Source organism: Mesorhizobium sp. GW821-FHT07A06 (assembly GCF_059419085.1).
In genome coordinates this window covers 744,135-756,729 of sequence record NZ_JBWKRC010000003.1, presented here as the reverse complement: position 1 = coordinate 756,729, position 12,595 = coordinate 744,135, and the positions used below count along the sequence as shown (strand labels likewise).

The 12,595-nt window shown below is 63.3% G+C and carries 10 protein-coding genes; all 10 read left to right on the top strand.

All coding sequences use genetic code 11. The annotated features are described in order from the left end of the window. Positions 1 to 33: 33 nt before the first annotated feature. Positions 34 to 1,452, top strand: coding sequence for an allantoinase PuuE (puuE, locus tag AC07SZ_RS14180; RefSeq protein ID WP_494914696.1), 1,419 nt, complete (start codon positions 34 to 36; stop codon positions 1,450 to 1,452). Between the two features lie 10 nt (positions 1,453 to 1,462). After that, positions 1,463 to 2,326, top strand: a complete 864-nt coding sequence (locus AC07SZ_RS14175) for a bifunctional allantoicase/(S)-ureidoglycine aminohydrolase (RefSeq protein ID WP_056569143.1) — start codon at positions 1,463 to 1,465, stop codon at positions 2,324 to 2,326. Next, complete coding sequence (locus tag AC07SZ_RS14170; RefSeq protein WP_494914695.1) at positions 2,323 to 2,829, top strand: ureidoglycolate lyase; 507 nt, start codon at positions 2,323 to 2,325, stop codon at positions 2,827 to 2,829. Before AC07SZ_RS14175 ends, AC07SZ_RS14170 begins: the two co-directional genes overlap by 4 nt. Positions 2,830 to 2,894: 65 nt before the next feature. Next, positions 2,895 to 3,488: a nucleoside deaminase gene (locus AC07SZ_RS14165; protein WP_056569136.1), complete on the top strand. Its 594-nt coding sequence runs from the start codon at positions 2,895 to 2,897 to the stop codon at positions 3,486 to 3,488. A 95-nt stretch (positions 3,489 to 3,583) separates the two neighbouring features. Next, positions 3,584 to 5,569 (top strand): CocE/NonD family hydrolase, encoded by a 1,986-nt coding sequence (locus AC07SZ_RS14160; protein WP_494914694.1) that lies wholly within the window; start codon positions 3,584 to 3,586, stop codon positions 5,567 to 5,569. Positions 5,570 to 5,723: 154 nt separating this feature from the next. Next, positions 5,724 to 7,310, top strand: coding sequence for an ABC transporter substrate-binding protein (locus AC07SZ_RS14155; RefSeq protein ID WP_056569132.1), 1,587 nt, complete (start codon positions 5,724 to 5,726; stop codon positions 7,308 to 7,310). 16 nt (positions 7,311 to 7,326) lie between these two features. After that, on the top strand, positions 7,327 to 8,286 hold the full coding sequence (locus AC07SZ_RS14150) for an ABC transporter permease (protein WP_056569129.1): 960 nt from the start codon (positions 7,327 to 7,329) through the stop codon (positions 8,284 to 8,286). Between the two features lie 10 nt (positions 8,287 to 8,296). Next, a complete protein-coding gene (locus tag AC07SZ_RS14145) occupies positions 8,297 to 9,121 on the top strand; it encodes an ABC transporter permease (RefSeq protein ID WP_172371154.1) in 825 nt (274 codons plus the stop codon). Beyond that, positions 9,121 to 10,791: an ABC transporter ATP-binding protein gene (locus tag AC07SZ_RS14140; RefSeq protein WP_056569122.1), complete on the top strand. Its 1,671-nt coding sequence runs from the start codon at positions 9,121 to 9,123 to the stop codon at positions 10,789 to 10,791. Before AC07SZ_RS14145 ends, AC07SZ_RS14140 begins: the two co-directional genes overlap by 1 nt. Positions 10,792 to 10,966: 175 nt before the next feature. Next, on the top strand, positions 10,967 to 12,556 hold the full coding sequence (locus AC07SZ_RS14135) for an ABC transporter substrate-binding protein (RefSeq protein WP_494914692.1): 1,590 nt from the start codon (positions 10,967 to 10,969) through the stop codon (positions 12,554 to 12,556). Positions 12,557 to 12,595 lie beyond the last annotated feature (39 nt).

Genomic DNA, 12,595 nt, shown 5'->3' with positions numbered 1-12,595 from the left:
TCATACTTCGGGCGATGCCCGGCGGGAGGGACGATGCGTTACGAAAGAGACATGCGTGGCTACGGAGCCAATCCGCCGGATCCGAAATGGCCAGGCGGTGCGCATGTCGCCGTACAGTTCGTGGTCAACTACGAAGAGGGCGGCGAAAACTGCGTGCTCCACGGCGACAAGGCATCGGAAGCCTTCCTGTCGGAAATCGTCGGCGCCGCACCCTGGGTGGGCCAGCGCCACTGGAACATGGAATCGATCTATGAATATGGCGCGCGGGCCGGCTTCTGGCGGCTGCTTCGCCTGTTCAGCGAGCAGCAAGTGCCTGTGACCTGCTACGGCGTCGCCACCGCGCTGGCACGCTCGCCCGACCAGGTCACGGCCATGCAGGACGCCGGCTGGGAGATCGCTTCGCATGGGCTGAGATGGATCGATTACCGCGACCACAGCGCCGCGGACGAGCGCGGCGACCTCGAAGCGGCGATCAGGCTGCATTACGAAGTGACAGGCCAGCGCCCGACCGGCTGGTATACGGGCCGCACCTCGGTCAACACGGTGCGTCTGGTCGCCGAGGAAGGCGGCTTCGACTATGTCTCCGACACCTATGATGACGAACTGCCTTACTGGTTCGAGCATGCAGGCGGCACGCAGCTCATCATCCCCTATACGCTCGACGCCAACGACATGCGCTTCGCCACGCCACAGGGCTTCAACTCGGGCGATCAGTTCTTCGCCTATCTCAAGGACAGTTTCGACACGCTCTATGCCGAGGGCAAGGCCGGACGGCCGCGCATGATGAATATCGGCCTGCATTGCCGGCTCGTCGGGCGCCCGGGCCGGGTCGCGGCGCTGAAGCGCTTCGTCGACTATGTGAAGTCTCACGACAAGGTCTGGCTGGCGCGGCGCATCGACATCGCCCGCCACTGGCAAGAGAACCATCCTTACAAGCCGGCGGCACTCAGGCCGTCGAAGATGGAATTCGAGACATTCGTCCACACGTTCGGCGGCGTGTTCGAGCATTCGCCGTGGATTGCCGAACGGGCCTACGAACTGGAACTGGGTCCGGCGCACGACACGGCAGGCGGCCTGCACAATGCGCTTTGCCGCGTCTTCCGTGCCGCCAGCGAAACCGAGCGGCTCGGTGTGCTCAACGCCCACCCAGACCTTGCCGGCAAGCTGGCCAAGGCCAAGCGGCTGACGGCGGAATCGACCCGGGAACAAGCTTCGGCCGGCCTCGACGCGCTGACGGACAAGGAACGCGAACTGTTCTCCAAGCTCAACGCAGCCTACGTCACCACCTTCGGCTTCCCCTTCATCATCGCGGTGAAGGGCAAGACCAAGGAGGAAATCCTGGCGGAATTCGAGGCGCGCATCGGCAACAGCCGCGGCGTCGAATTCGAAACCGCCTGCAAACAGGTCGAGCGCATCGCGCTGCTCCGCCTCAGGGACATGCTACCGCAATAGGTTTGAAACCATGGATACGATCAGGATGCCCGACCGAACCTACTACGCGCCGCATGGCGGCCATTCCGGTCAATCCGAACTGCTGACAGGCCGTGCCGTCTTCACGGAGGCCTACGCCGTCATCCCCAAGGGCGTGATGCAGGATATCGTCACCAGCGCCTTGCCGTTCTGGGACAAGACCCGCGTCTGGATCCTGTCTCGGCCGCTGTCCGGCTTCGCCGAGACGTTCTCGCAATACATCGTCGAGGTCGCGCCCGGCGGCGGCAGCGAGCGGCCGGAGCCCGATGCCGGCGCCGAGGGTGCCCTGTTCGTGGTCGAAGGCGAATTGACGGTCATGCTTGCCGGCAGGAAGCATGTCTTGCGGCCAGGCGGCTTCGCCTTCCTGCCGCCGTCAAGCGGCTGGACAGTTCGCAACGAAAGCACGGCCGCCGTCCGTTTCCACTGGATTCGCAAGGCTTACGAAGCGGTCGACGGCCTCGATATGCCTGAAGCCTTCTTCACCAACGAGCAGGATATCGCGCCTTCGCCGATGCCTGGCACCGAAGGCCGCTGGGCCACGACACGGTTCGTCGATCCGGCCGATTTGCGCCACGACATGCACATGACCATCGTTACGCTCGAGCCCGGCGCCGTCATTCCCTTCGCCGAGACGCATGTGATGGAGCACGGGCTCTATGTGCTGGAAGGCAAGGCGGTCTATCGCCTCAACCAGGACTGGGTCGAGGTCGAGGCCGGCGACTATATGTGGCTGCGCGCCTTCTGCCCGCAGGCCTGCTATGCCGGCGGCCCCGGCAAATTCCGCTATCTGCTCTACAAGGACGTCAACCGGCACGCCAAGCTCGGCGGGGCTGGCATCGGCGGCCACTCGCGGTGACCCGCTCCATCCCGGCTCATATCGTCGCGCGGCCGCTGACCCGCGAGGCCTTTGCCCCCTTTGGCGATGTCATCGACATGGGCGGCGACAACCATTACCCGATCAATGGCGGCAAGGCCGAGCGCTACCATGATCTGGCGACCGCCGAGGCGACGGGACCGAACGCGCGGGTGCTGATCTCCATGGTGCGCGGCACGCCTTACGAAATACCGCTCAAACTGACCATGGTCGAGCGCCACCCCTTCGGCAGCCAGGCCTTCATTCCGCTGTCGCCGCGCCCATTCCTGGTCGTCGTCTGCCATGACGGCAAGGAGGGGCCGGGCGAACCGCATGCCTTCATCACCGCGCCGGGACAAGGCGTCAACTATTCCCGCAATCTCTGGCACGGCGTGCTGACGCCGCTTGGCGAGGCTCAGGATTTCCTGATCGTCGACCGTGGCGGCGACGGCTCCAACCTCGAAGAGTTCCATTTCTCGCACGCTTACGAGATCCATCTCCCTTGATCTTTGTGCATGTCGCCACCCAAAACCGCGGGCACTTTTGGCCGACATGCAGCAGGAGACCCGTCATGACCGACATTTCACTGATCGACCGCCTGCTCGACGTCATCGAGCACGACATCGTTCCGAAGACGGCGGAAGGCGTCGCGCACGGCAACAAGCTGTTCGGCGCGGCGATCCTGCGCAAGGACGACCGCTCGCTGGTGCTGGCCGAGACCAACAACGAGATCGAAAACCCGCTCTGGCACGGCGAGGTGCATTGCCTGAAGCGGTTTTATGAAATGCCCAGGGCCGAGCGTGTCGATACCAAGGACGCGCTGTTCATCGCCACGCATGAACCCTGCTCGCTCTGCCTTTCGGCGATCACCTGGACCGGCTTCGACAATTTCTACTACCTCTTCAGCCACGAGGATTCGCGCGACAGTTTCGCCATCCCGCACGATCTGAAAATCCTGAAAGAGGTCTTCACCCTCGACCCCGGCGGCTACAATGCCGAGAATGCCTACTGGAAGAGTTTTTCGATCCGCAGGCTTGTGCGCGCGCTGCCCGAGGCCGAACGCCAACGGCTGGAAACGCGCATCGGCACCATCTCGGCACGCTACGACGAACTGTCCGAAGCGTACCAAGCGAGCAAGGCCGAGAACGATATTCCGCTGAATTGAGAGAATGAAGCGGTAGCAGCACAGGTCGCATATTTCGCTGCTCCAGTCGCGAATGGCGATTGAAAGTTGCCGTGCCGCGGGGCGTTATGCGCAGCATGAAAACCATTACCGAATTCCCCCGCAAAGTCGTCGAATTTCCTGACATGGGCATCGTCATGCCGGATGGCTGCCGGCTGTCGGCGCGGGTGTGGATGCCGGAAGATGCCGGCGACGATCCGGTGCCTGCCATCCTCGAGCATCTGCCCTACCGCAAGCGCGACGGCACCATCTTTCGCGATCAGCTGACGCATCCCTATTTTGCCGGCCACGGCTACGCTTCGATCCGCGTCGACATGCGCGGCAATGGCGATTCCGAAGGGCTGATGGACGACGAATATTCCGAGCAGGAGTTGCAGGACGCATGCGACGTCATCGCCTGGGCGGCGGCTCAGCCCTGGTGCAACGGCAATGTCGGCATGATGGGCATCTCCTGGGGCGGCTTCAACTGCCTGCAGGTGGCGGCCAAGCAGCCGCCTGCGCTGAAGGCGGTGATCAGCCTGTGTTCGACCGTCGACCGCTATGCCGACGACATCCACTACAAGGGCGGTTGCCTGCTGATCGAGAATTTCGGCTGGGCCTCGACGATGCTGTCCTTTTCGTCGCGGCCGCCGGACCCGCTGATTGCCGGCGACAACAGATGGCGGGACCTGTGGCTGACCCGTCTGGAGAACCAGTCGTTCCTCGCACCGCTGTGGCTGAAGCACCAGCACCGCGACGCCTATTGGAAACGCGGCTCGATCTGCGAGGATTTTTCCGCCATTCATGCCGCCGTACTGTCGATCGGCGGCTGGCATGACGGCTACCGCAACACGATCTCGCACCTGGTGACCAACATCGAGGCGCCGGTAAAGGGCATCGTCGGCCCGTGGATCCACAAATATCCGCATTATGCCGGCCCCCGCCCGGCCATCGGCTTTTTGCAGGAAGCCCTGCGCTGGTGGGACCATTGGCTGAAGGGCGCCGAGACCGGCGTCGAGAACGATCCCGCCTACCGCGCCTATGTGATGGACAGCGTGCGCCCGGCACGTTGGCACCCGGAGCGGCCAGGCCGCTGGGTGGCAGAGACAGAATGGCCCTCGCCCACAATCAAGAGCCAGACGATCGATCTGCTCCCCAAGGGAAGCCGACCTGCCATCGTCGCCTCGCCGCAGAATTGTGGTCTCGCCGGCGGCGAATATTTTCCGTTCACCTTCGGACCCGAATTGCCGGGCGACCAGCGCCCCGACGATGCGCTGTCGGTCTTTTTTGATCAGCCACTGCTCACGGAGCCGATCGACATCGTCGGCGCGCCGGTAGTCGAGGTCACGTTCTCTTCCGACCGCCCACAGGCCAACATCGCGATCCGGCTGTGCGACGTGCATCCCGACGGCGCTTCGGAACTGATCTCCTACGGCGTGCTCAACCTGACGCACCGGGCGTCGCACGAATTTCCGCGGGCGCTGGTGGCGGGCGAAACCGCTTCGGCGCGCGTCGTGCTCGATCAATGCGCCTATCGCGTGCCGGCGGGCCACCGGCTGCGCATCGCGGTGTCGAACGCCTACTGGCCTGTCATCTGGCCCTCGCCACAGCCGGTACAGCTCGCCTTGTCGGCGGCGACGCTGGCCCTGCCGCTGCGCCCGCTGGCGACAGGCGACGAAACGACGTTCGCCGAGCCGGAAGGCGCTACGCCCTGGGCCACGGAAATGGTCCGGCCCGCCAATTCCGAACGCCATGTCGATCGCGACGAAAAGACGGGGATCGTCACGCTTTCCATATCTGATGATTTTGGCGAGGTGCGCGATCTCGACCATGGCCTGGTCAACGGCAGCATCGCCCGCGAGACCTGGGCGATCCATCCAGACGATCCGCTGTCCGCCTCGGGAAAAACCCATTGGACCCAGACCCTGTCGCGGAATGAATGGTCGGTCCGCACCGAGACATGGGCAGAGATGCGGTCGGACGCGGAAAACTTCATCCTCAGCGCCAGAATCGAAGCCTATGAGGGTGAAAAAATCGTGTTCGAGCGCAATTTCGAGGAAAAAATTCCACGCGCGCTCGTTTGAGATCCCAAGCCGTTGGTCCAAATGCGACGTACGATTTACGCCACGGCATGTCGCATTCGGTCTTGCTTACGGCATTGGCTTACCCTCATTATTCAGGGAGAATTAAAAACAAAAATCGACCGCAGAGTCGAACCAACAGAGTGAGGAACTCAAAATGTCAAACGAACTGGAATTCCTTAGCCGGCGTGTCGCAGCAGGCAAGCTGAGCCGTCGTGACTTTCTCGGCAGGGCGGCGGCACTCGGCATCGCGGCACCTTTCGCCAACTCGCTTCTTTCAAGTGCGGCGCGCGCGGCAGGCCCGGTCAAGGGCGGCACGCTGAAAGCCGGCCTGGTCGGCGGTGAATCCACCAACAGCCTCGATCCGGCGCTGATGATGACGCAGGTGCCGTTCGCCTTCGGCAAGTGCTGGGGTGAAATGATCGTCGAGCTGTCCCCGGACGGCAAGCTCGAGAACCGCATCGCCGAGGACATCGGCTCATCCAAGGACGCGAAGGTCTGGACGCTGAAGATCCGCGACGGCGTCGAGTTCCACAACGGCAAGACCGTGACCGCCGAGGACGTGGCGGCCACGCTTGAGCGCCATTCCGACGAGAAGTCGAAATCCGGCGCGCTCGGCTACATGAAGGGCATCGAGACCATCAAGGCTAGCGGCAAGGAAGTGGTGCTGACCCTGAAAGAGGCCAATGCCGACCTGCCCTACCTGCTCAGCGACTATCACCTGATCGTCCAGCCCAATGGCGGCAAGGACAAGCCCGATGCCGGCATCTCGGCCGGCCCGTACGTGGTCAAGACCAACGAGCCCGGTGTGCGCCACGGCGGCGAGCGTTTCGCCAACTACTGGCAGGGCGACAAGATGGGCCATGCCGACCAGATCGAAGTCATCGTCATCAACGACGCCACGGCGCGCACGGCCGCCCTGCAGGGCGGCCAGGTCAACATGATCAACCGCGTCGAGCCGAAGATCGTCGACCTGATCAAGCGCGTGCCGGGGGTGACCATCCGCAACCATGCGGGTCCGGGTCACTATGTCTTCATCATGCATTGCAATACAGCGCCGTTCGACAACAACGACCTCAGAATGGCGCTGAAGCTCGCTATCGATCGCGAGGAGATGCTGACCAAGGTGCTGCGCGGCTATGGTTCGCTCGGCAACGACTTCCCGATCAACGCCGCCTACCCGCTGTTCACCGAGATCGAGCAGCGCAAGTACGATCCGGACAAGGCCAAGTTCCACTACAAGAAGTCGGGCCATGACGGCACCGTGCTGCTGCGGACCTCGGACGTTGCCTTCCCGGGCGCGGTCGATGCCTCCCAGCTCTTCCAGCAGAGCGCGGCCAAGGCCGGCATCAAGATCGAGCTCAAGCGCGAGCCCGGCGACGGCTACTGGAACGAGGTCTGGAACAAGCAGCCCTTCTGCGCTTCCTACTGGGGCGGGCGTTCGACGCAGGACCAGATGTACTCGACCGCCTATCTGTCGACCGCCGACTGGAACGACACGCGTTTCATGCGGCCGGACTTCGACAAGATGGTGCTCGCGGCGCGCGCCGAACTGGACGAGGCCAAGCGCAAGCAGATGTACCACGACATGGCTGTGATGGTGCGCGACGAAGGCGGCCTGATCCTGCCGATGTTCAACCAGTTCATCGACGCCACCGGCGCCAAGGTCGATGGCTGGGTGGATGATCCGCACCAGGAACTGATGAACGGCTACGCCTTGGCGAAGTGCTGGCTGCAGGCCTGAGTCCGGCTTTGCAGAGATGTCTTCACCCATCCTGAAACTAATCGCCCAGCGCATTGCGCTGGGCATCCTCCTTCTGTTGGCCATATCGGTCCTCATCTTCGCCGGCACCCAGATCCTGCCCGGCGACGTCGCACAAGCCATTCTGGGACAATCGGCGACACCGGAATCGCTCGCCAATCTGCGCGAGCAGCTCGGGCTGAACGATCCGGCCTATGTCAGGTATTTCCATTGGCTCGGCGGCGTGCTGACCGGCGACCTCGGCACGGCCATGTCGAGCGGCCAGGATATCGCCACGTCGATCAAGGGGCGGCTGTGGAACACGCTGTTCCTCGCCTTCTGGGCGGCGGTCGTGGCGGTGCCGCTGGCGATCATCCTCGGTCTGATCGCCGTGCGCTTCCGCAATGGCTGGGTCGACAAGCTGATCTCCGGGCTGGCGCTCGCCTCCACCTCCTTCCCCGAATTCTTCATCGGCTACCTCCTGGTCTATTTCTTCGCCGTGAAATGGCAGATCTTCCCGGCCATATCGACCGTTTATGACGGCATGCCGTTCGGCGAGCGGATGCAGGCCATCGCGCTTCCGGCGACGGCGCTCACCCTGGTGGTGCTCGCCCATATGATGCGCATGACCCGCGCGGCGATCCTCAATGTCATGCAGTCGGCCTATGTCGAGACGGCTGAGCTCAAGGGCCTTTCGGCCTTCGCGGTCATCCGCAAGCACGCCTTCCCGAACGCGATCGCGCCGATCATCAACGTCGTCATGCTCAATCTCGCCTATCTCATCGTCGGCGTGGTCGTGGTCGAGGTGATCTTCGTCTATCCCGGCATGGGGCAGTATCTGGTCGACCACGTCACCAAGCGCGACGTGCCGGTGGTGCAGGCGGTCGGCCTGATCTTCGCCGCCGTCTACATCAGCCTCAACATCATCGCGGACATAGCGGCGATCGTCGCCAATCCGCGTCTCAGACATCCAAAGTGAGGGGGCGGGCATGCTCGATATAAAACGCATCCCCATCCCCGCCCTGATCGGCCTGGTGCTGACCGCCCTGTTCGTGCTGGCGGCGGTCTTCGCACCGTTGATCGCCCCGCACGCCAATGCCGAGATCGTCGGCGACGTCTGGGAGCCGATGTCGGCAACGCATTGGCTGGGCACCGACAATCTCGGCCGCGATCTCTTGTCGCGCATGATCTACGGCGCCCGCATCACCTTGTTCATCGCCGTGCTGGCCACAGCGCTGTCCTTCTCGCTCGGCGCCATACTCGGTTTCTCGGCGGCGGTGTTCGGTGGCTGGTTCGACACGATCCTGTCGCGCCTCGTCGATCTCCTGATGTCGATCCCGACACTGATCATGGGCCTGGTCGTGCTCTCCGTGCTGCCGACGAACCTGGTGACGCTTATCCTGGTCATGGGCATCCTCGACTCGACACGCGTCTACCGCCTGTCGCGCGCGGTCGCCGTCGACATCAACGTCATGGACTATGTCGAGGCGGCAAAGCTGCGCGGCGAAGGCAGTGCCTGGATCATCTTCCGCGAAATCCTGCCCAATGCGCTGTCGCCGCTGGTTTCGGAACTCGGCCTGCGCTTCATCTACGCGGTGCTGTTCCTGTCGACGCTGTCCTTCCTCGGCCTTGGCGTGCAGCCGCCGGACGCCGACTGGGGTGGCATGGTCAAGGAGAACAAGGACGGCATCGTCTTCGGCATTGCCGCCGCGCTCATTCCGGCGGGGGCGATCGCGGCGCTCGCCATCTCGGTCAACCTTGTCGCCGACTGGATCCTCAACCGCACGACAAGCCTGAAGGGAGGACGCGGGTGATGGCCGACAGCAAAGCGAAACCCGGACAACCCAAGCCAGGCGTGCTGCTCGATATCAGGAACCTGCGCATCGAGGCCACGGTGTACCCGCCCGGCGAGGCGCCAAAGAACATCGTGCTGGTGCACGATGTCTCGCTGACGCTGGAAAAGGGCAAGGTGCTGGGCCTGATCGGCGAGTCCGGCGCTGGCAAGTCGACCATCGGTCTGTCTTCCATGGGCTATGGCCGCGGCGGCGTGCGCATCACCGGCGGCGAGGTGATCCTAAATGGCCGCGACATCCTGAAGGGCGGCAAGGAAGGCTTCCGCAAGCTGCGCGGCCGAGAGGTCTGCTACGTGGCGCAATCGGCGGCGGCCGCCTTCAATCCAGCGCACCGGCTGATGGACCAGGTGGTGGAAGCCACGCTGCTGCACGGCACGGCGACACGCGCCGAGGCGGAAAAGCGCGCTGTGGCACTGTTCAAGAAGCTCAGCCTGCCAAACCCCGAAACCATCGGCGAACGCTTTCCACACCAGGTCTCGGGCGGCCAGTTGCAGCGCGTGATGACGGCAATGGCGCTGTGCTCGGAACCGGACCTGATCGTCTTCGACGAGCCGACGACGGCGCTGGACGTGACGACGCAGATCGACGTTCTGTCGGCGATCAAGGACGCCATCCGCGACACCCATGTGGCGGCGCTCTACATCACCCACGACCTTGCCGTCGTCGCCCAGGTCTCCGACGAAATCATGGTGCTGCGCCACGGCCGGCTGGTCGAATGGGGCGGTACAAGGCAGATCATCAAGGAGCCGCGCCAGGAATACACCAACGCGCTGGTCTCGGTGCATGAGATCGAACATGCCGAACAGAAGCCGGGCGCGACACCGTTCCTGTCGGTGAAAAACGTCACCGCCGCCTATGGCGGCGGCCAGGTCAAGGTGCTGAAGAACGTCTCGGTCGATATCTACCCCGGCCAGACGCTGGCCGTGGTCGGCGAATCCGGCTCCGGCAAGTCAACGCTGGCGCGCGCCATCACCGGACTTTTGCCGCCCGAGCAAGGCAACGTCACCTTCGATGGGCGGCCGCTGGCCAACCGGCTTGCCGACCGGCCGAAGGAGGACCTGCGCCAGTTGCAGATGATCTACCAGATGGCCGACGTGGCGATGAACCCGCGCCAGACCGTCGGCACCATCATCGGCCGCCCGCTCGAATTCTATTTCGGCATGCGCGGCCGCGAACGCGACAAGCGCGTTGCCGAACTGCTCGACGAGATCGAGATGGGCAAGGGTTTCCTCGACCGCTATCCGGCCGAGCTTTCGGGCGGCCAGAAGCAGCGCGTGTGCATCGCGCGTTCGCTTGCCGCCAAGCCGAAGCTGATCATCTGTGACGAAGTGACATCGGCGCTCGATCCGCTGGTGGCGCACGGCATATTGAAGCTGCTGCTGAACCTGCAGCAGCACGAAAAGGTCGCCTATCTCTTCATCACCCACGACCTGGCGACGGTGAAGTCGATCGCCGATTCGATTGCGGTGATGTATCGCGGCGAAGTGGTGCGCTACGGCTCGAAGAGCAAGGTTCTCACGCCGCCTTTCGATGCCTATACGGACCTGCTCTTGTCGTCGGTTCCGGAAATGGAGATCGGCTGGCTGGAAAAGGCCATCAAGGGGCGGCGCATGGCCAGCGCGGGGAACTGAGAATTCAGGAGGGCGAGCGGGTTTTCCGCCCGGGATTGCGCTAAACAAACAAAGGGATAGGCTGAAGCGACTGGCCGGGGAGCGACCATCGTCATCAGCATGCAACACTAGGGCGCCACACGTCCTTCCGGACAGGCGCCGCCGGTGTGACTTTATTTTCAACAAGGGGTAGGACATGAAGACTGAACTCGACCATCTCGCTGAGCTCGCCGGCCAGGGCTGGATATCACGTCGCGACTTCCTTGGCCGCACCGCGGCGCTGGGTGTGTCGGCGGCGCTGGCAACGACGCTGGCCGGGAAAGCCTTCGCACAGACGCCGGTCAAGGGCGGCATCCTCAAGGCCGGCCTGCAGGGCGGTGAATCGACCAACAGCCTCGATCCCGCGCTGAACCTCAGCCAGGTCACCTACAGCTTCGGCAAGCAGTGGGGCGAATATCTGGTCCGGCTGATGCCGGACAACAGCCTGACCAACATGATTGCCGAGGAGATCGGCGCTTCCAAGGACGCCAAGACCTGGACGATCAAGGTGCGTGACGGCATCGAGTTCCACAATGGCAAGACGGTGGCCGCGGAAGACATCGCCGCCACGATCGAGCGCCATGCCGACGAGAAGTCCAAGTCCGGCGCGCTCGGCATCCTCAAGAACATCAAGGGCGTCAAGGCGAGCGGCAAGGAAGTCATCGTCACGCTCGGCGATGCGGACGCCGACTTCCCCTACCTCATGGCCGACTACCATCTCGTCATCCAGCCGAATGGCGGCAAGGACAATCCGAATGCCGGCATCAGCGCCGGCCCCTACAAGGTCACCGTCAACCAGCCAGGCGTGCGCCATGGCGGCGAGCGCTTCGCCAACTACTGGCAAGGCGACAAGCTGGGCCATGCCGACCAGATCGAGATCGTCGTCATCAATGACGCCACGGCGCGGCTGGCCGCGCTGCAGGGCGGCCAGGTGCACATGATCAACCGCGTCGAGCCAAAGGTCGTCGACCTGGTCAAGCGCATCCCGGGCGTCACCATCGAGAACGTGTCGGGCAAGGGCTACTATCCGTTCAACATGTTCTGCGATACGGCGCCGTTCGACAACAATGACCTTCGCATGGCGCTCAAGCTCGCCATGGACCGTGATGAATTGCTGGAAAAGATCCTGCGCGGCTACGGCTCGGTCGGCAATGACTTTCCGATCAATGAAGCCTACCCGCTGTTTTCCACCGACATCGAGCAGCGCAAGTTCGATCCGGAAAAGGCGGCGGCGCTCTACAAGAAGTCGGGCCACAGCGGCTCCATCCTGCTGCGCACCTCCGACGTCGCCTTCCCCGGCGCCGTTGACGCGGCCCAGCTCTACCAGCAGAGCGCCGCCAAGGCCGGCATCAAGATCGAGATCAAGCGCGAGCCGGGCGACGGCTACTGGTCGGAAGTCTGGAACAAGCAGCCCTTCTCGCTCTCCTACTGGGGTGGGCGCGCCACGCAGGACCAGATGTATTCCACCGGCTACGTTTCGACCGCCGACTGGAACGACACGCGCTTCAAGCGGCCGGAATTCGACAAGATGCTGTTTGCTGCGCGCGGTGAACTCGACCAGGCCAAGCGCAAGGCGATCTACCACGACATGGCGGTGCTGATGCGCGACGAAGGCGGCCTGATCGTCCCGTTCTTCAACCAATTCATCGATGCCGCCGCCACCAACAAGATCAGCGGCTTTGCCAAGAGCCCTATCGGCGAAATGATGGACGGCTACGCGCTTGGCGAGTGCTGGCTCAACGCTTAGTCGAACCCTGCCTGCCTGATTCACGTGTAAGAACGCCGT